At 67.3% G+C, this 17,496-nt stretch carries 19 protein-coding genes and 2 tRNA genes; 6 read left to right on the forward strand and 15 right to left on the reverse strand.

Features of this window, described 5'->3' with window-relative positions:
- Positions 1-80 precede the first annotated feature (80 nt).
- A tRNA-Tyr gene (locus tag PGN23_RS15435) sits at positions 81-166 on the forward strand.
- A gap of 74 nt (positions 167-240) precedes the next feature.
- On the opposite strand, the gene PGN23_RS15440 is transcribed toward PGN23_RS15435, so the two are convergent.
- Positions 241-480 (reverse strand): hypothetical protein, encoded by a 240-nt coding sequence (locus PGN23_RS15440; RefSeq protein WP_335303906.1) that lies wholly within the window; start codon positions 478-480, stop codon positions 241-243.
- A gap of 274 nt (positions 481-754) precedes the next feature.
- Here PGN23_RS15440 and PGN23_RS15445 point away from each other — a divergent pair, with 274 nt between their 5' ends.
- From PGN23_RS15445 to PGN23_RS15455, 3 genes are all read left to right on the forward strand, one after another.
- A complete protein-coding gene (locus tag PGN23_RS15445) occupies positions 755-916 on the forward strand; it encodes a hypothetical protein (protein ID WP_335303907.1) in 162 nt (53 codons plus the stop codon).
- The gene (locus PGN23_RS15450; RefSeq protein WP_335303908.1) at positions 913-1,212 is read left to right on the forward strand and encodes a hypothetical protein; all 300 of its coding nucleotides are present in this window, start codon (positions 913-915) and stop codon (positions 1,210-1,212) included. Before PGN23_RS15445 ends, PGN23_RS15450 begins: the two co-directional genes overlap by 4 nt.
- 457 nt (positions 1,213-1,669) lie before the next feature.
- On the forward strand, positions 1,670-2,203 hold the full coding sequence (locus tag PGN23_RS15455) for a hypothetical protein (protein WP_335303909.1): 534 nt from the start codon (positions 1,670-1,672) through the stop codon (positions 2,201-2,203).
- 113 nt (positions 2,204-2,316) lie between these two features.
- Here PGN23_RS15455 and PGN23_RS15460 read toward each other — a convergent pair whose 3' ends face one another.
- From PGN23_RS15460 to PGN23_RS15500, 9 genes are all read right to left on the reverse strand, one after another.
- Positions 2,317-2,826: a DUF4411 family protein gene (locus PGN23_RS15460; RefSeq protein ID WP_335303911.1), complete on the reverse strand. Its 510-nt coding sequence runs from the start codon at positions 2,824-2,826 to the stop codon at positions 2,317-2,319.
- Positions 2,826-4,019, reverse strand: a complete 1,194-nt coding sequence (locus tag PGN23_RS15465; RefSeq protein WP_335303912.1) for an XRE family transcriptional regulator — start codon at positions 4,017-4,019, stop codon at positions 2,826-2,828. Before PGN23_RS15465 ends, PGN23_RS15460 begins: the two co-directional genes overlap by 1 nt.
- 92 nt (positions 4,020-4,111) lie before the next feature.
- On the reverse strand, positions 4,112-4,255 hold the full coding sequence (locus tag PGN23_RS15470) for a hypothetical protein (RefSeq protein WP_335303914.1): 144 nt from the start codon (positions 4,253-4,255) through the stop codon (positions 4,112-4,114).
- A gap of 389 nt (positions 4,256-4,644) precedes the next feature.
- Positions 4,645-5,139 carry a P27 family phage terminase small subunit gene (locus PGN23_RS15475; protein WP_335303915.1) on the reverse strand — a complete coding sequence of 165 codons (495 nt, stop codon included), beginning with the start codon at positions 5,137-5,139 and terminating at the stop codon, positions 4,645-4,647.
- Between the two features lie 153 nt (positions 5,140-5,292).
- Positions 5,293-5,625 carry a hypothetical protein gene (locus PGN23_RS15480; protein WP_335303916.1) on the reverse strand — a complete coding sequence of 111 codons (333 nt, stop codon included), beginning with the start codon at positions 5,623-5,625 and terminating at the stop codon, positions 5,293-5,295.
- A 119-nt stretch (positions 5,626-5,744) separates the two neighbouring features.
- The gene (locus PGN23_RS15485; protein WP_335303918.1) at positions 5,745-7,835 is read right to left on the reverse strand and encodes an AAA family ATPase; all 2,091 of its coding nucleotides are present in this window, start codon (positions 7,833-7,835) and stop codon (positions 5,745-5,747) included.
- Complete coding sequence (locus tag PGN23_RS15490) at positions 7,835-8,047, reverse strand: helix-turn-helix transcriptional regulator (protein ID WP_335303919.1); 213 nt, start codon at positions 8,045-8,047, stop codon at positions 7,835-7,837. The genes PGN23_RS15485 and PGN23_RS15490 overlap by 1 nt, the downstream gene beginning before the upstream one ends.
- Positions 8,048-8,194: 147 nt before the next feature.
- On the reverse strand, positions 8,195-9,235 hold the full coding sequence (locus PGN23_RS15495) for a hypothetical protein (RefSeq protein ID WP_335303920.1): 1,041 nt from the start codon (positions 9,233-9,235) through the stop codon (positions 8,195-8,197).
- Positions 9,232-10,476, reverse strand: a complete 1,245-nt coding sequence (locus tag PGN23_RS15500) for a tyrosine-type recombinase/integrase (RefSeq protein ID WP_335303922.1) — start codon at positions 10,474-10,476, stop codon at positions 9,232-9,234. Before PGN23_RS15500 ends, PGN23_RS15495 begins: the two co-directional genes overlap by 4 nt.
- Before the next feature lie 414 nt (positions 10,477-10,890).
- Here PGN23_RS15500 and PGN23_RS15505 point away from each other — a divergent pair, with 414 nt between their 5' ends.
- A complete protein-coding gene (locus PGN23_RS15505) occupies positions 10,891-12,174 on the forward strand; it encodes an HD-GYP domain-containing protein (RefSeq protein ID WP_335303923.1) in 1,284 nt (427 codons plus the stop codon).
- Between the two features lie 4 nt (positions 12,175-12,178).
- Positions 12,179-13,279 (forward strand): GGDEF domain-containing protein, encoded by a 1,101-nt coding sequence (locus PGN23_RS15510; protein WP_335303924.1) that lies wholly within the window; start codon positions 12,179-12,181, stop codon positions 13,277-13,279.
- A gap of 15 nt (positions 13,280-13,294) precedes the next feature.
- Here PGN23_RS15510 and dapF read toward each other — a convergent pair whose 3' ends face one another.
- The 5 genes from dapF to PGN23_RS15535 form a co-directional block, all read right to left on the reverse strand.
- Entirely contained in the window at positions 13,295-14,239 is a 945-nt protein-coding gene (gene dapF / locus PGN23_RS15515) for a diaminopimelate epimerase (protein ID WP_335303926.1), read from the reverse strand.
- A gap of 41 nt (positions 14,240-14,280) precedes the next feature.
- Positions 14,281-14,736: a DUF6456 domain-containing protein gene (locus PGN23_RS15520; protein WP_335303927.1), complete on the reverse strand. Its 456-nt coding sequence runs from the start codon at positions 14,734-14,736 to the stop codon at positions 14,281-14,283.
- Between the two features lie 75 nt (positions 14,737-14,811).
- Positions 14,812-14,887, reverse strand: a tRNA-Val gene (locus tag PGN23_RS15525).
- A 119-nt stretch (positions 14,888-15,006) separates the two neighbouring features.
- The gene (locus tag PGN23_RS15530) at positions 15,007-15,942 is read right to left on the reverse strand and encodes a winged helix DNA-binding protein (RefSeq protein ID WP_335303928.1); all 936 of its coding nucleotides are present in this window, start codon (positions 15,940-15,942) and stop codon (positions 15,007-15,009) included.
- Positions 15,943-15,944: 2 nt separating this feature from the next.
- Entirely contained in the window at positions 15,945-17,438 is a 1,494-nt protein-coding gene (locus PGN23_RS15535; protein WP_335303929.1) for an NAD(P)(+) transhydrogenase (Re/Si-specific) subunit beta, read from the reverse strand.
- Positions 17,439-17,496 lie beyond the last annotated feature (58 nt).

Below are 17,496 nucleotides of genomic sequence, written 5' to 3' on the forward strand. Positions count from 1 at the left end.
CGAATTGGCGCGAGGATGGCGTTGACACGGCCCCGCCGCGCGGGCATTGGGCGCCCTCGCTTTCGACGAGCGTCATCCGTGGAAGGGTGGCCGAGTGGTTAAAGGCAGCAGACTGTAAATCTGCCCACGCAAGTGTACGCTGGTTCGAATCCAGCCCCTTCCACCATCGCTTTTCCGCCAATTTTTGGCGTTGAGAGGCAGAGCCCTGCGGAGCGCAGGGAAACACAAATAAGCACTGAGCTAGCGCGTGGAACGGTCGACGAGTGCGGCCTGTTCGGCGGCCAGGCAGAGCAGGACCTCCGACAGGTGCCACTCGTGCAGATCGGCAGCGCCAGCGCCATGCTCGCGAACGGCGCCGCGAAGCGCCACGAGCTGATCGGCGATCAGGTCGACCAGGCAGCCGATCGCGTCGGCGGCGCCCCGGACGTCGATGGGTGTCGCGTTCTGCGCGAGCGCCGTGATAGGGGAATGCTCAGCCATGATCGTCTCCATAGGACGGTTGAGGTCAGAGCCGGCGCTTGGGTTCCAGCCTTGCGTCGGCTCGCATTTCGTGACACCATTTATTAACCATGTCAAATAATGACGCCATAAAATCGCGTGGCCGTCCGGCGACCGGCAAAGGTCAGCCGGTAACGGTTCGTCTGAAACCGAATCAACTCGCTGCACTCGACCGCTGGATCGAGCTGCAGCCTGAGCCCCGGCCAACCCGTCCGGAGGCGCTCCGTCGTCTCGCCGAGCTGAGGCTAGAGAAACAATGACCTACAAGGGCCAATACCGCGTGAAGGGCAGCGGCGGCGCTCCGGATAGGGCTTTGGTATCGGACGGTGATCTAGAATGGTGGATCGACAAGGCCGAATACCAGGCGGGCAGCGCCATTTCGCCGCCGTGGGACGACCTTCCTTGGCGTGACGCATGATCGAACCAACAAAGCGCGAGATGGACGTCCTTCAGGCCTTATCCGGCGGCGCTGTCGAGGGTCGCGGAGGGCTGCCTTTTATTGGCGAAAAGACGATCGGCGACATGCTCGCCAAAGGCTGGATCGAAGAAGTGCCGCGTGGTGGGGTCGGTCGAACGATGGGCTATCGCAGCACCGCCGCCGGAGATGCCGTCCGAGCCGCCGGACGCAAACCGAAGCAACGAAAGCCATCGCGCCTGAAAACGCTCGCACCGCGGCTTAGGACCATACCGCCGCGCTTGCATACATTAGACTAACGCCGAGGAACGCCCATGACAAAGCAAGAGCAGTTTCTCTGGGTCGTTCAGACCCTCTCACTCCATAATGCTATTAACTTGTCGACCGACCCAGAGCGTCGTGACAAATATCGCCACGAGATATCTCCAACGGGCGCGTTCATGACCTGTGACGAGGCATTGCGTGCAAGCACCCTCATCCCAGAGGAAATGAGCGCGATCGAAGCAGCGAACGAATTCTTCTTTTTCATCGCCAGCAACCTCCGGGATCACGAAGAAAGGGCTGAGGGAAAGCGGGCAGAGTGCCCAGAGTGGTTTGTCCGACGCCCGGGAAGGCCGTAATAACGATGACAATGGTCGTTGAGGGTATCATCCGTGGCCTGAACGAGCATCAAGCCGCTACAGATGCAGAACGGCTCGCTTCCATGTTAAGCGTTGCCAACATGCATACCGTACCCGCTAGCTAACAGGGGCAGCGATGACTGACCCCTGGAACGTGGTCGCGGCCGTTGGGGGAGCGGTCAGCGCCGCCGCCGCCGTCGCCACGCTCGTGATCCTCGTTCGGACCAATGCGAATCAGCGCGCTGACGAGGATCCACTGATTGAGGTCGAGCGCCAGGGGCAGGGCGAAACCGCGACTATCACTCTCACCGCAATCAATCGGTCCCGCGCTCGTTGGATGCTCGAAGAGGTCCGGATCGTTACCCCAATCTCAGCCACTATCGCGACTCAGGAAGGCCTGCACCGATACGAACCAGGCGGCAGCTTCGTGCCTCTACCCGCCGAGGAATACGATAAAAAGTTCAGCCGCACAGCCATTCTGGGATACGAACTGCGCTCCGCAGGGACACAACCGGGGGCGCATAGCGGCATCGCGGGCGATACGCACAGAGTACCACTTGTGGTGCGGGGCATCTTGCAGCGATCGCCCCTTAAGCTGCGGGTGTCACTGCGGACCCTAGAAGCCAAGCCCAGACGGCTACGACGCAACATCACGCTCTCGCCGCAATAACGGCGCCTGCCCAACACCGCGTAGAGCGGCCCACTATCTAGCTGACCCGCGGCCCGAGGTCTTCGGAAGATTGCCATCGGGCATCTCTCATATACTTTACCGCTTCAGTCGCATTATCCTAAGAGCTTGTCGAAAGCGTCCCAGTCGGTCGAAAAGTCGAGGTCGGCGATGAAGGTCACTGGATGCATCCATCTGACCCCGCAGTCGTCGCAAACGTCGGGAACGTGCCGCCGCGCCCCAGTGCGTGTCGGCTTGGAAACCTCTGCGGTTACCACGCGACGATCGGCATGGCCCAGAGCCGCAGCGATCAGGAACGGGTCCTGCCCGATGGTGATGAGGTCCGCTTCGGTCGGCGCCTCGCCGTAGAGCGCAAGGACCGCTTGGACGGCCGCTGCATCGCTCGACCCACCCAGGAGCAGCGCCCTCTTCGTTGCCGCGTCGTGCATCCACGCGGCGAGGTCATCATTCCCACCCTCGACCTCGGCGTAGATTTCCGCCGGCATCTTCACTGTGCCAGCCTCTCCGTGATGGAGAAGCCAACGCCAAAATTCAGGGACGCGCTTGTGCCCATACCAGGTATTATGGGCCGTGATCAGCGCGTTCGCGTCGAGAAGATACAGCATTAGGCGGTCACCCGCCGCGGCTCGGCCAAGAGCGGGTAGACCGCCATCGGCTTAACGCCGAGCATTCGGGCGGCGCGCGTGGGGGTTAGCGATCCGTCCGCCATACCCTGCTTGGCGACGGCAAGGATCGCGGAGCCTAAACGGTGACGCCGGACGACGTACCAGTTCGGCCCGCCCTCCTTCGCTCGGTTCTTCTCACGCTCGCGCTCCTTCTGCGCGAGCCAATGGCCGCGGAAAGCGTCGCGTAGCTCAATCCAGCGAGCCTCGGTGATCGCCCTTGCACGATACAGCTGATATGCGACCATGGATCGGCTAATGCGCGCACGGCCCGCCAGCGCCCCGATAGCCGCGGTGTCGGCGGCGTTGCCCTGCAACGCGCGGCCGAGTTCGGCGATCTCCTCCTGGTCTATCAGCATCTCTGCCGCTGCATCGTTGCAAAGCTGCTCGACGCGACCGTTTGGAGCGCCTCCGCTCACTCCCGTTTCGCCGAGCAACAGGTGTGCGACCTCGTGCAATAGGGTGAACGGCCACGCCGCCTTCGCATCCTGATCGTTGATCACGATGAAAGGCGCGAGCTGGTCTGCAATCGCAAAGCCTCGAAAAATTCCGACCTCGATCGCGGTGGACCAATGGCCGCAATCCCCGGCGAGCAGGACGAATACGCCCTTCGCCTCGACCAACTCGCGGAGGTAGTCGAAGGCGTCCGAAGTCCTATTCCATCCGCGATAGGCCGCCCGGTCGAAGCCGATGGCATCGACCATAGACGCTGCCAGAACGGCGGCCTCGCCTACAGCCTTGGCAGATCCAACCAAGTCGACTTCCACCGCATCCTCGTCATCCTCTAGGATTTCACGCACCAGCGCCTGACGGGCCTTCACGTCGCGCAACAGCGTGGCGAGCAGGACGTTGGAAGGGTCGCCCTTGTCGGGCAGCGTTCGGAAGTCCTGTCCAAGCTCAGGTGGCGCTGGGATCTGGGGCAGGTAGAAGGTGAGGATCGGCCGATGGTATTGAGCCGCCAAGCGACGCAAGAGCGCTGCGGTGGGCACGACCTCGCCGGCCTCAATCTTTGCGAGCCGATCCGCCCCGCTCATTCCACGGGCGGCCTTGAGGTCAATCTTGCGGGCAGCCGTCTCCCGGTCGAGCCCGGCTGTCTCGCGCGCCCAGATCAGGACCTCAGGGTTCAAGCCTGCCACGTGCGTACCATGCACATCCCACGATTAAGAAGCCACTCCGATCATCAATCGCGCAGGCATCGATCCGTGGGATCGGCGCGACGGCGCGGTGGTCAGCGCGGTGGTCCGAACGCGACAAGCGCCCACGGCTCCCGGGGATGATCGGCGCGCGAGCCCAGGAATGCGGAGCCGAGGCGACGCCACGGCGGCGCCACGGCGGCGCCGGCCGCCGCGGCGGCGTCCTGGTGATGCGTCATGCGCCGTCTCCTTCGGGGGTAAGGGGGGTTCGGCGGTTCCGCGCCCGCTGGCGCTCCGCTCGCTTGCGGCACGTCTCCGAACAGAACCGGATGGTGCGCTGGTTTCGGGCGAACACGCCCAAGGTGAACCGCCGGCAGCAATGCTGGCAGATGCGGGAGTGCATGGGGGTGCCTCCGGGGTCGGGTGGGGGTCTCGAAAAGTCGCGGGGGGCCGAAAGTTTAATTCGTACGCGCGAAAAAGGACCCCGGGTTACGGTCCTGCGGCCGGGGGCGGCCGACTTTCGACCCGCCCCCGGGGTGCCGACTGCAGTTCGCACGCGAGGGGGTTCAGAAGCGGTGAGCCCCTTTCAGCGATCACGGTCAATCGACCTGCCCGGGGCGTCGCTCTATCAAGCCGATGCATCGGGCTCGTCTTCATTGGTGGGGCTGGGTGGCGGCGGCGAAGGCAGTCCCGAGCGGGATAGGTATGGGTTCCGCGCCGGGCGCGGCGGGGTAGGAATCGGATCGCCATCGCCGCGCGATCGCGGCGTAATGGCAAGCTCCGCCTCGATCGTGGCCGCGGTCTTACCGGCCTGCGTCATGGCGGTGTACCAAGGCGAGTGCATCGGGGTGCCGGTCTTCGGGGCCTTCACCACCGGCCCCGATCGCGCGACCTGTGCGGCGGCGCGATCGTAGATCAGCCAGGCCAGCACCAGCCGCTTGATCGCATGGCCGTTCACCAGCGCAAGGCGGTTGACGCTGCGAAGCTCGCGAACGACGACCCCCCAATATTGTGATGCCGCGACGCGTTCCGCCGCCGCCGCCTTCGATCGACCGGGCACCTCTTTCGTCCAGTCCGGTTCGGGCGGCGCCCCCGCCGTGGGGTCGAGTGCGATGACGTTCATGCTGCCTCCAATGGGGTCCAGGAAGGTCCCCCCTGTCCAAAATTGCTCTCGCTGCGCACGGAGGGGCCGGTCGGTCCCCAACCGCGGGGCCGATAGACTTTCGAGCCGGGGGTGGGGTCGCAGCTGGCCGCGCATCGGCTTGGGAAGCTGCCATCAGGCGCACCAGACGTTGCCGCCCACGCCGCTCCAGCGATGATCGAGCCACGAAGCGGCGCGAACGCCATGCGCCGCCTCGAATGCATCAAACACCTGGTCCATGAGCTCGCGACCGGCGACGAGACACAGCGTCTCGCCGATCACCCAGGCCGCGTAACGCGCGCAGCCCTCGCTGTCTGTGATGGCTTCCAAACGGCTCGGGATTGGACCAGCGCCCATAATGTTGGCGCGTATCGCCACAGCACCGCTCGCAGCGGCGGCGCGATGCAGCCGACTGTGCTCGTAAAGGCGAAAAAGGCGAACGACGATCGCCGGTGTGTCGATGTTCACCCTCGGTGCTTCCTCGATGCATTTGCAAGCGCGACTGGAACCGGGACACCGGGACACCCCTAAAGGGGTGTGTCCCGGCATGTCCCGGTGTCCCGCCTGTTCCCCTGCTATGTCCCGCCTCATGTCCCGGCGTGTCCCGGGGCGATCGTGTTCAGCCACGCAAAGTCGCCCCAAACCCTCACAATTCCGCGGGTTTGAAGCACCTTCAGCGCGCGATTGAACGCCTTCTTGCCCGTGTCCCGGTCCATGTCCCGGTCCGTCCCGGCCGCCTGAATTGCCCGCTCACGCCATGTCCCGGTGGGCACGACGCGAGGCGTCAGGACGCGGTCGATCTCGGCATCTGGAATCTCGGCTGGCGGGGACACGCCATCGTGCTCGGTCGCCTCGTCCAGCTGGCGAAGCGCTAGCTTAGGGCCATCGGGCAGAGCGGCGATCGCCTGCGCCAGTGGGTCGGCCTCATCGACCGTGGCGACGGCCGGCTGGACGATGCACGACGTCACGTCCTCGCCGTCCTCGTCTTCGCCCAGGTAGATGGGCAGCAGGCCAAACAACTCGGTCACCCCCTCCGGGCCGTCCTTCTGCTTGGTGACGGTGGCTTTGCGCACGCGCCCGGCCTCCACGAGGATCACCGTGTCCACGCCACCCTTTAGGCTTCCGTGCCCGCGGGGTTCGGCGTTGTCGGAGTCTTTGGGCCGATGATGAACGGGCAGGACGCAGCAGGCGAACGCCTCGGCCACCTTGCCGCAGTTGGCGACGTAGGTCGCCATGTCGTCTGTGTTCTCCTTGCCCGCGCCGAACGTTTTCGACAGCGTATCGACGACGATCAGAGCGGGATCGTATCCGCTTTCGTCCGCGGCCTGGCGGATCAGCTCGATCAGCCGAGGGGTATCCGCGTTGGCGGCCTGGAGGTCGATCGCGGATGGAACGAGCGCCAGCGGCACCGGCGTATCCGCGGCGATCTGATGGTGGTGGCGGAACGCGACCATACGGTTCTTCAGCCCCGCAAGGCCCTCCGCCCCTACATAGACGACGAGCCCGCGACGGACGCGCCGTCCCCGCCACTCCCATCCAAGCGCGACGTGGAAGGCGAAATCAAGCGCCAGGAAGCTCTTGCCGGACCCAGGGTGCCCATAGATCAGCGCGAGGCCCGACGCCGGCAACAGTCGCTTGATGAGCCACAACCCGCTCAATTGGGGGCTGATATCGCCGAACCATTGATAGTCGAGCGCGCCGGGGTTCGGCGATTGCGGCGCGCCAAATCTGGCCGGCGACGCATCGCCGCGCACGCGCTCGATGCAGCGCCAGGCGGCCCGCACGGGGTTGGCCTGCGCGAGGCAATGCTCCGACACCAGGTTGGCCGGGTTGAGCAGCACACCCTCGATCTGCGCCTCGCTGAACCCGGCGCGGAGCAGCGCCCCAGCGCAGGCCAAGGCGTCGTCCGATCGGTCGAGGCCCCCCGGGTGGTCAATCGTCGCGCGGATTGGGTCGTATTCGCCCAGCCCGAGGTCGTCGGCGTCGAGGTGCGGAGCGGAGCCGCGGTGCGCCTGGTCGTGCTCCGCCGGCTTCTCTCGCGCAGGCCGCGCGGGGAAGCGGTGCGCCAACGCGAGCGGATCGTGGCAGATGCCCGCATCCGCCTCGACGATCGTCGCCAGCGCAGGCGCCCTGCCCCGCGCGCGCTTCCGGGCGTCTGGATAGTTGACCGTGCCGGGCAGCCGCATGACGCGATCGATGTTCCAGCAGGCGTCGCCGCCGAAGCGGTCGCGCAGGCCCATGTTGATCGCCTCGATATCGTTGAGGCGGGCCGACCCGTCATCAAGGCGCCAGAAGCCCTGCAATCCGCCGCCGCTGTCGATGACGAACGACGGCTCGGCGCCGCGCACCGCCATCATCTCCGCTAGCGCCGCGGCCTTGTCCCACTCGCCGCCGGTCTTGGGCGGGTCAACGTCGATATGGGCGAAGCGCGCCAGCTCGACGTCGGCCTTCGTCGCCTTCTTGTGCACGCCAGGGCGCACAGCGTTCGGCGTCCAATAGACGTTCGCGCCACCGCGATTGCGCTCGGCCGCCCAGATGGTCGCCGCCGCCACGTCATCGCCGAACCAGCGGCCCGCCGGCGCACCGTCGGGCACGATCGCGACGAGATGGATGGCGGTGCCGACCGACCCGGCCAGAAAGCCTTGGATCGCATCGGCATTCGCTGCCGCATCGCTCATTAGGCGGCGGTCCGAACTTCGCTGGTCGAACGCACGCGGCGCGCCGCCTTCCACTCTTCCAGGTCGCGCACGTCGTAGCGCACGGCGCGGCCGAGCTTCATGAAGGTCGGGCCGGCACCCGACACCCTGTACTTCTGCAGCGTGGATACCCCGAGGCCGAGGATGCGTGCGGCGTCCGCTTCCCCCAAGGGCGCATTGCTATCGATCGCCATCGCCGTCGAACTCCGTCTAAGTCGCTCCCAATCGAGCGAGCCTCAGATGGCAGGCGGCAAGTCGCGTGAAACCGCGACACGATAGCCAAGGTGTCAGTCAGCGATTCGATACGAGGGGATGAAAGCGTATCGAATCGGGTGCGACGATTACGGCCGACGCCCCGGCTTCGCCCTATCGGGCCGGCTGACGACTGCGTTTCCCCAAGCGGTGGCGAAGCCACGCGCGCTGAGCCGACCTCGCCAACGTTGCAGCGCTTCTTCCTTGAACTGGTCCTTCACCATTCGCTCTGTCGCCTGGTCGTCGAAGCGTTCGATCAGCCAGGCGGTGACCTCGCCCAAGGCCGCAGCTTTCGAGGGGAAATGGGCGACGTTGGTTTTCTCGAGCTGCTGAGCCTCCGCGACGTCCAACAGCGCGCGCGGCCTCGGCTGCAACTCTGGCAGCAGGGATCCCTGTTCGATGCCGGCGACGAATGCGTCGAGGCTCTCACGCTCCACGAACAACCAGTGGGTCGGAGCCGCGTTGAGGTCGAAGGGACGTTCGGGATCGAGGCCGCACCAGGCAAGGCGCACCATCGCGCTATCGATCTCCCACGTGTCGGCCGGCAGCTGGATCGCGGCGCCGCCGTAGAATGGTCGAGCCATCGTGTTCAGCGCCCCCGACTGTGCGCCCGCGAGGATCATAGCCGCCACCGGAAACAGGTAGCGTCGCGCGCCATCAAGCTCGTCGGCGTGGATAGTGCCCTGCCACCAAGCACTGTTCCAATGCCGCTCGGTGATGGGATCGTCCGCGTCCTCCCCCCTCCGATGACGAAGACCGGCGCGAGTCGTGGGTTCTCCGCCATCGGGATCTGGCACCACGTTGGCCAGCCATTCCGCCATCGGCGCTTTTAACAGCTCCCTGTGCTGGAAGACGCCGACAGGCATGATCTTGCGAACCATTGGCGCGTACAGGTCGTATAACCGTTGGTCGATCCCTTTGGCGGTGAAGACGTGTTCCGCCTCGGGAATGAACGGGTGATCTCCCCCGGTCGGCCAAGTAAGGGCCGCGTCGCTCCATTCGATGAACATCGCGCTGCCGATGCGCTGCGCAGCGACCGCCAGGAACACGGCGCCCCTTGCGGCGGGCCATGCGTTCGTCATGACATGGATCGCCCACGGCTCGGAAGGCGGGGAAGGCATAAAGGTCATTCCCCTTCCCTCCCGACGAACGCCCGCACCAGGTACTTTAGATGGGCATCCCACCTGTTCAGGGCGTCCGTCTTCTCGGGCAGGTAGGCGTAACGATTATAGACACCGGCGACGCCCGACTTCGCGCCGCTGATGTGGTTCAGCACCGCCTCGACCACCTCGGCGGAAACGCCGATGGCGGGCATTTCAGTCGCCACGGTCCTGCGAAGATCGTGCAAGGTCCAGCGCGGCACGACGACCTGGGCCGGATCGTTGCCTTGTCGCTCCGCCTGCTCTTGCATCAGCGTAAGCACGATCGCGTCCAGCTTCTCTTTCGCCGCGGTCCAGTTGCCCGGCGACCCGCCGCGCGAGCCGGCGAACACGAAAACCGACTTGCCTCGCGTCTGGCGCTCGACGATCTCCACCGACTGTGGCCCCAGCGGCACGATGTGAGGCAGCCCGTTCTTCGTGCGGGGGCCGGGCAAGTTCCACTGCCGCGCAGCCACGTCGAGTTCCGTCCACTCCATTGCGGCGTCCTCTTCGAGGCGCTGGCCGTTAAGGATCAGCAGGCGCGTGACCGACCCGTGACGATCGTCGATCCGCCCGGCAGCGATCCACACCGCCGCCAGTTCGTCGCGCGAAAGGACCCGCTGCCGAGGCTTCACGCCGGCGGGAGTGTCCATCCCGGTCAACGGCGACGCATCGATATCGCCGCGGTTGACCGCCCAATTGAACAGCTTCCGTAACGTCGCGAAGACGTTCTTTGCGGTCGCCGGCCGATCAGCCAGCTTGTCGATGATCGCGGCGACATCCTGCTTGCGGATCGTGGATATGGGCTTCCCCTTCAGGACGGGGGTGCAGTGCAGATCGAGGTGTCGCTTGCCGTCCTCCCACGCCTTCCAGTTCGGCTTGAGATAGAGGTTCGTAAACAGCTCGGCATACGATCCGAACGCCAGTTCGACGGCTTCCCGGCGGCGGCGACGTTCGGCCTCGCGCGGATCGGCGCCTTGATCTGCCAAGCGCAGCAATCGCCGCGCCTCTTCGCGGGCCAGATCGGGCGTCCATACGCCGTGCTTCCCGATCGTATAGCGGGTAGGGTTGGTTTCGCGGCCACCCATGCGATATTGGACGACATAGGAGCGGGCACCCTTCGGTGTGACCTTGAGGCCGAAGCCGGGCACCTCCGTGTCCCAGAGGAAGTGGTCGCGATCGGTTGCCGTTGCGGCATCCACGGCCCGTTTCGTGATCTTGGCGGTCGGCATCGCGACTTTTCCAGTAAGCACCGAGGAAGCACCAGGAGCGAAACCGGGGGCAACTCGATGCGATTGACGGCAACTCAACTGGCGAAAAATCGTTGGAAAATCAAGCTGCCGGCAACTCGGGGCAAATCGCGGACACGGCAGACGCAGAACTGTAAATCTGCCCACGCAAGTGTACGCTGGTTCGAATCCAGCCCCTTCCACCATCACCCCGGACATCGGGGCCGCGGCCCCGGCGCCGCCCCCCCATCGCCATCCGCCGACTGACGGCGCCCCCCGGTGCGGGTTCGGTATCACGATATATTTTTTACCGAATGGCCGCCAAGTCGGCCATTCTGGGTAGTCCTTAGCGTTGGGAGTAAAGCGTCTTTAATCACGCCGGCCCTAACCCACGTCACATATGAAAGGTGGACCTGGGTGCTGATCGAAATCGCTACGAAGGATGCCCGGCTTGGCATGTACGTCCACGCGGTCGAGGGGGGGTGGCTCGCCAGTCCCTTCTGGCGGTCGCATCTGGTGCTCTCCAAACCCTCGGAGATCGCCAAGCTGGTGAAGGCCGGCATCGCCACGATCACGATCGATACGTCGAAGGGCGTCGGCCCCGCACGGGCGGCACCGCCCGCGCCGCCGGTCGACGACGTGCCGGCGATTGCCGACCGTCGCGTCGCCAGCGAGGATGCGCCCTACAACGGCCCCGAGCGACGCCTGCGCAAGCGTGGGCCGAGCGAGCTGGACCGCGCCCGCGAGACGGTGGAACGCTCCAAGGAAGCCGTGTCGCGCATGTTCGCGGAGGTGCGGATGGGCAATGCCGTGGATGCCGCCGACGTATCGCCGCTGGTCGACGAGATCGCGGAATCGGTGGCGCGCGACGCGACCGCGATGCTGAAGGTCACGCGGCTGAAGAACAAGGACGAATACACCTACCTGCATTCGGTCGCGGTGTGTGCGCTGATGATCAACTTCGCCCGCCGCCTGAACCTGCCCGAGGACGAGGTACGCGACCTGGGCATGGCCGGGCTGCTCCACGACATCGGCAAGATGTCGGTGCCCAGCGCGCTGCTGGACAAGCCGGGCGCGCTGGAGCCGGGCGAGCGCAGCGTCGTGCAGAGCCATCCCGTCAAGGGGCACCAGCTGCTGAGCGAGAGCGAGAACATCTCCGCCGCGGTGCTCGACGTCTGCCTCCACCATCACGAACGCGTCGACGGCACCGGCTATCCCGAGCGGCTGACCGGCGAACAGCTGAGCCTGCACGCCCGCATGAGCGCGATCTGCGACGTCTATGACGCGGTCACCTCCAACCGTCCCTACAAACGGCCGTGGTCGCCGAGCGAAGCGCTGGCGCGGATGCGATCGTGGGAGGGGCATTTCGATCCCGCGCTGTTCGCGATCTTCATCGAGAGCATCGGCATCTATCCCGTCGGCGGGCTGGTGCGGATGGGCGACAACAAGCTCGCGGTCATCCTGACCGCCAATGACGAGGACCCGACCGCCCCGCGCGTGCGCTGCTTCTACGACATTCCCGCGCAGGCCATGGTGCCGCACCGCGACGTCGACACCGGCGGCGGCGCGTCGCATCGCACCATCCTGCGCTCCGAACGCGGCGAGCACTGGTTCGGCGACAATTGGGGCGCGATCCACGCCCAGGTCCAGGCCGGGCCGATCGGCGATGCGGCACCGCGCCGCACCGCAGTGGGGGCATAAGGTCATGCCGCGCACCGCTGCCCGCACCGCCGCCTTGCATCAACGGATGCTGGGCTGGCTTCAGGCCGATCACACGAGCCCTGCGCCCGCCCCGCCCCCGACGCCGGAACAGACGCGCTCCGCCGTGCGGCGCCAGCTGTACCGCGACGTGGGCGAATTTCTCTTTTCCAACGGTCTGGAGCCGACGCCGCGCAACTTCATGGTCGCGCACGCCTATCTGTCGGGCGAGGACTGGGAGGTCGCGCTCGCCGTCGGAGCGCACCTGCGTTCCGGCACCCCGCTGTCCGACAGCGAGGTGACGCAGATCGTCGAGAAGCAGCGCGCGTCGGATCTCACCCCGGAGCGCCTCACCACCCTGGCCAATCAGCTGGAGGCGCGGTTGAACGACTGCGTCACCGCGGTCGACACCACGCGCGATTCGGCCGCCACCTTCGGCTCCGCGCTGGATGAGGAGGCGCAGAAGCTGAGCAGCGACCCGGTCGGGACGCTCCACCGCGTCATCGCGCTGACCCGCGATGCGGTGGAGGCGACGCGACTGGCAGAACTGCAACTCCACAAGACCCGGCAGGAAGCCGCGGCGCTGCGCAACGAGCTGGAGCAGGCACGCCGTGCCGCCGAGCACGACCATCTGACCGGCCTGCCCAATCGCCGCCGGTTCGAGGCGAAGCTGGCGGAGGTGATCGCCGACGGCGGCGAGGGGGTCGCCACGGTGGCGCTGTGCGACATCGACGACTTCAAGCAGGTGAACGACAGCCACGGCCACTCCGCGGGCGACCGCGTGCTGCGCTTCGTCGGCGACTTCCTGCGCACCCATCTGGGGCGCGGGACGATGGTGGCGCGCTACGGCGGGGAGGAGTTCGCCTGCCTGTTCGAGGGCGAAACGCCGCACGGCGCGCACGCCAGGCTCGACGCGGTGCGCGAGAAGCTGTCCACCCGTTCGCTGGTCAATCAGGAAACCGCGGCGCCGATCGGCATCGTCACCTTCTCCGGCGGGGTCGCGCCAATCCTGAACCAGGATGCGCAAGCCGCGATGCAGGACGCCGATACCGCGCTCTACGCCGCCAAGCGCAGCGGGAAGAACACGGTGGTCGTCGCGCGCGGCTGAATCGGCGCGCCCGGCTCAGCACGCAGCGTCGGCCACCGCGGCCCAGGCGGCGATCTCCGCATCCATGTGGCGCGCGATCGTCAGGTCGCCCGCGCGGGCGTGGATGAGGTCGATCGTCGCCTCGCCCGCCCATTCCCAGGTCGCATTGCCCGACAGCGTCACCATCGCATCGCGCTCCGCCCGCGCGCGGACCAGCCCGCCACGGTTGAGCACCGTCACATCGCGTCCGAACGCGACCCGGCCGTCCAGGCAGGCGGCATAGGTGGACGCCGCCATCGCGCTGCCGCAACTGTCGGTCAGGCCGACCCCGCGCTCGAACGTCCGCACGAACAGCCGGTCCTCGCCGCGTCCCTCGACGAAGGACACGTTGGCGCGGCGCGGCAGCCAGACGGGCGCCGCTTCGCAGACCGTGCCCAGCCGCACCAGCTCGTCCTCGTCGACGCGGTCGACGAAGCTCACCAGATGCGGGTTGGGGATCGCCACCGCGGTAAAGGCGCGGTGCGGATCGAGCGGGGGCACCGGCGCCGCGACGACCTGCGCCGCGCCGGCGTCCAACGGCCAGGCGGCGACGTCGAGCGTCGCGGGACCGGCGGTCTCGGTGACCGTATAGACCCCCGGTGCCAGATCGGTCGCGCGCGCCACCGTGGCCACGCTGGTCTTCAGCCGCACCGTCGCCCGGTCCAGCCCCAGCGCCTCGAACCCCGCGCGCGCGACGCAACGCAAGCCGTTGAGGCAGGTTTCCGCCTCGCTGCCGTCGCTGTTGAACATCCGCATGCCGAATGCCGCGTCGTCGTCGCCCGCGGTCAGCACCAGCAACCCGTCGCCCCCGACCGGCCCGGCGCGATCCGACAGCGCGCGCGCCACCTGTCCCCATTGCGCATCGGACAGGTCGAGCGCGCGGCCGTCGACCAGCGGGAAATCGTTGCCGGACCCATGGCATTTGATGAAGGACAATCGCATCGCGTGTTCCTGCGCCGCGGCCCGGCGCAGGGCAAGCGCGATCACGGCAGCCGGTAATGATCCGCCAGCCGGTCGAGCGCCAGTGTCAGCACCAGCCGGCCGCTGCGCGCGGGCCAGCCGAGCGCGCGTTCGCTCTCCGGCAGGGCCTCGCCCGCGCACACCACGCGCCACAGCACGTCGTTCAGGCCGCGTCCCACCGCGCTCACCGCCGCATCGAACCGTCGCCTGGCCGCGAGCTGCGCCTCCGCCGGGGACAATCCCGGCGCCCCGCCGCCGTCGACGCGCGGCGTCCAGCGCATCGTCACCGCCGCCGCCAGCTGCGCGCGTTCGTAATCGGCGCGCAGCCGCTCCCCCGCCTCCGACTGCCGCGGCGTCACCAACCCGCGCGAGGCCAGCCACGACAGCGGCGATTCGCGCCGGTTGACCGTCACCGTCCGCGCGCGCGTGCCGCCGCGCCCCGCCGTTTCCCCGACCTTGCGTTCCACCAGCTCGCGCATCACCGACTCCCATTCCGCTTGCGAACGGAGGGGCTGGCAATTGTTGGATCGTGTAGGACAGCGGCGATTTCGCGATGGTGGGCGCTGACGGGTTCGAACCGCCGACCTACTCGGTGTAAACGAGCCGCTCTACCAGCTGAGCTAAGCGCCCGATGGCGGTGCCATCGCGATGACGTCCCTGTACCGCGCCCGCGCGGACGATCAAGCCCGTACCGCGCCCGCGCGCGCGATCAAGCCCGTACCGCGCCCGCGCGCACGAGCAAGGGGCGCCTACACCAGCGGCAGCCGCGCCTCCGCGAGGGCGGCGACATACCGCTCCATCGCGATCGCCGCCTCGTCGCTCAGCGCGATGAAGGCGCGGCGGCGATCGTCGGGATCGGGGCGGCGCTCCAGCAGACGCGCCGCGGTGAGCTTCGCGATCCAGCGCAGCGCGGTGGTCGGCGCCACCGCCGATGCGATACACAGGCTGGACACCGAGACGCGCGTCCCCTCCAGCCGGGCGGCGAACAGGTCGAGCAGCATGTCCCAGGCGGGATCCTCGAACAGCGCCGCGCCGAAGAAGCGGTCGCGCAGCCGCCGCGCACGCAGCACGTCCCGCACCGCATTCGCGGCGGGCAGCGCACGCGGTGCGCCGTCCGCCGCGCCGAAGGTCATGTGCCGATCGCGCGCGCCGCCGGCACCCGGCCCGGCGCGCCGTGCGATCTGCGCGAGCAGCGCGGCGATCCGCGCCACCTCCGCATTCAGCCGCGCCTGCCGCTCCGACTCGTCGTCGCCGCTGGCGAGGCGACCGTCGTCGCGCACCGCCGCCATCGCCAGCGCGCTGATCCATTCCGCCTGGTCGGGATCGCACAGCAGCTGGATCGCGGGAGCATCCTCGGGCAGCGCCGCGATGACCGGATCGATCTGCGCCACGGTCATCGCCACCACGACGGGGCAGCCCCGCGCCAGCGCCGACGGCACCAGCGCCGCGAGTGCGTCCTGCACGGCGGCGTCGTCGGCCCCGTCCAGCGCCAGGATGACGGCCGGCGCGGCGCCGTCGTCCAGCGCCACCGCCGCTTCCGCCTGCGCCAGCGTCACGTCCGCCACCAGCGTCCCGTCGATCAGCGCCACCGCCTCGCGCGCGGCGAGCGCCCCTGCCCCGCCCGCGCTGGCGAGCAGGAAACGCGCGCCGAGCGCGTCCTCGAGTCCGAATCGTGCCGCCGGCATCGTCAGTCGATCGACTTCACGATGTCTTCGACCATCTTCTTGGCGTCGGCGAGCAGCATCATCGTGTTGTCCATGTAGAAGACGTCGTTGTCGACCCCGGCATAGCCCACGCCGCCCATGCTGCGCTTCACGAACAGCACCGTCTTCGCCTTCTCCACGTCGAGCACCGGCATGCCGTAGATGGGGGACGATTTGTCGGTCTTCGCCGCCGGGTTGGTCACGTCGTTGGCGCCGATGACGAAGGCGACGTCGGTCTGCGCGAACTCGCTGTTGATGTCCTCCAGCTCGAACACCTCGTCATAGGGCACGTTCGCCTCGGCCAGCAGCACGTTCATATGCCCCGGCATGCGGCCCGCGACCGGATGGATCGCGTATTTCACGCGGACGCCGTGCTCCTTCAGCTTGTCGCCCATCTCGCGCAGCACGTGTTGCGCCTGCGCCACCGCCATGCCGTAGCCCGGCACGATGATGACCTGCTCGGCCTGCGTCATCAGGAAGGCGGCGTCCTCCGCCGAGCCGCGCTTCCAGGGCCGGTCGATCTTCGCCGCGCCGCCGCCGCCCGCCTCGGGCGCGCTGCCGAAGCCGCCCGCGATCACGCTGATGAAGCTGCGGTTCATCGCGCGGCACATGATGTAGGAGAGGATCGCACCCGACGAGCCGACCAGCGCGCCGGTGATGATCATCGCGCTGTTGTGCAGCGTGAAGCCCATCGCCGCCGCCGCCCAGCCCGAATAGCTGTTCAGCATGCTGACCACGACCGGCATGTCCGCGCCGCCGATCGGGATGATGAGCAGGAAGCCGATGACGAACGACAGCAGCGTGATCGTCCAGAACACCCACGGGCTCTGATCGACCGTGAAATAGGCCACCAGCCCCAGGATCGCGGCCAGCACGCCCAGGTTGATGACGTGGCGCCCCGGCAGCATGATCGGCGCGCCGCCCATGTTGCCGTTCAGCTTCAGGAAGGCGATGACCGAGCCCGAAAAGGTGATCGCGCCGATCGCGACGCCCAGCCCCATCTCGATCCGGCTGACCGGATTGATGAGCGCGAACGCCCCGTCCGGCGTCAGCACCGGGATGGCGATGCCGAACGCGACCGGGTTCAGGAAGGCGGCGGCCGCCACCAGCACCGCGGCGAGGCCGACGAGGCTGTGGAACGCGGCGACCAGCTGCGGCATCGCGGTCATCGCGATGCGCCGCGCGATCGTCATGCCGATGACCGCGCCCAGCGCGATCGCCGCCACGATCTCGAACGCCGCGACATAGTCGATGCGCGCGATCAGCGCGGCATAGTCATAGCCCTCGACCAGCGTGGCGACGACGGGGATGTGCGTCAGCAGCGTGGTGACGACCGCGATCCCCATGCCGATCATGCCGTAGCGGTTGCCGCGCTGGCTCGTGGTCGGGCTCGACAGCCCGCGCAGCGCCAGGATGAAGCACACCCCCGCCACGAGGTAGGCGAGCGCCACCCAGGGATTTACCGCAACGTGTTCCATTCTTTCCCCCCTCGTCACCCCGGTCCAGAGCCGGGGTCCGGCCTTTTCTGCCCGCTTC

It is taken from the genome of Sphingomonas adhaesiva, from assembly GCF_036946125.1.
In the GTDB taxonomy this organism is placed as follows: domain Bacteria; phylum Pseudomonadota; class Alphaproteobacteria; order Sphingomonadales; family Sphingomonadaceae; genus Sphingomonas; species Sphingomonas adhaesiva_A.

Bases quoted from the DNA above. Each gene is read 5' to 3' on its own strand.
- PGN23_RS15445 (WP_335303907.1), top strand. From the start codon at position 755: ATGACCTACAAGGGCCAATACCGCGTGAAGGGCAGCGGCGGCGCTCCG.
- PGN23_RS15500 (WP_335303922.1), bottom strand. From the start codon at position 10,476: ATGCCGACCGCCAAGATCACGAAACGGGCCGTGGATGCCGCAACGGCA.
- PGN23_RS15510 (WP_335303924.1), top strand. From the start codon at position 12,179: ATGCCGCGCACCGCTGCCCGCACCGCCGCCTTGCATCAACGGATGCTG.
- PGN23_RS15475 (WP_335303915.1), bottom strand. From the start codon at position 5,139: ATGAACGTCATCGCACTCGACCCCACGGCGGGGGCGCCGCCCGAACCG.
- PGN23_RS15495 (WP_335303920.1), bottom strand. From the start codon at position 9,235: ATGACCTTTATGCCTTCCCCGCCTTCCGAGCCGTGGGCGATCCATGTC.
- PGN23_RS15470 (WP_335303914.1), bottom strand. From the start codon at position 4,255: ATGACGCATCACCAGGACGCCGCCGCGGCGGCCGGCGCCGCCGTGGCG.
- dapF (WP_335303926.1), bottom strand. From the start codon at position 14,239: ATGCGATTGTCCTTCATCAAATGCCATGGGTCCGGCAACGATTTCCCG.
- PGN23_RS15535 (WP_335303929.1), bottom strand. From the start codon at position 17,438: ATGGAACACGTTGCGGTAAATCCCTGGGTGGCGCTCGCCTACCTCGTG.
- PGN23_RS15460 (WP_335303911.1), bottom strand. From the start codon at position 2,826: ATGCTGTATCTTCTCGACGCGAACGCGCTGATCACGGCCCATAATACC.
- PGN23_RS15530 (WP_335303928.1), bottom strand. From the start codon at position 15,942: ATGCCGGCGGCACGATTCGGACTCGAGGACGCGCTCGGCGCGCGTTTC.
- PGN23_RS15450 (WP_335303908.1), top strand. From the start codon at position 913: ATGATCGAACCAACAAAGCGCGAGATGGACGTCCTTCAGGCCTTATCC.
- PGN23_RS15440 (WP_335303906.1), bottom strand. From the start codon at position 480: ATGGCTGAGCATTCCCCTATCACGGCGCTCGCGCAGAACGCGACACCC.
- PGN23_RS15485 (WP_335303918.1), bottom strand. From the start codon at position 7,835: ATGAGCGATGCGGCAGCGAATGCCGATGCGATCCAAGGCTTTCTGGCC.
- PGN23_RS15520 (WP_335303927.1), bottom strand. From the start codon at position 14,736: ATGCGCGAGCTGGTGGAACGCAAGGTCGGGGAAACGGCGGGGCGCGGC.
- PGN23_RS15455 (WP_335303909.1), top strand. From the start codon at position 1,670: ATGACTGACCCCTGGAACGTGGTCGCGGCCGTTGGGGGAGCGGTCAGC.
- PGN23_RS15490 (WP_335303919.1), bottom strand. From the start codon at position 8,047: ATGGCGATCGATAGCAATGCGCCCTTGGGGGAAGCGGACGCCGCACGC.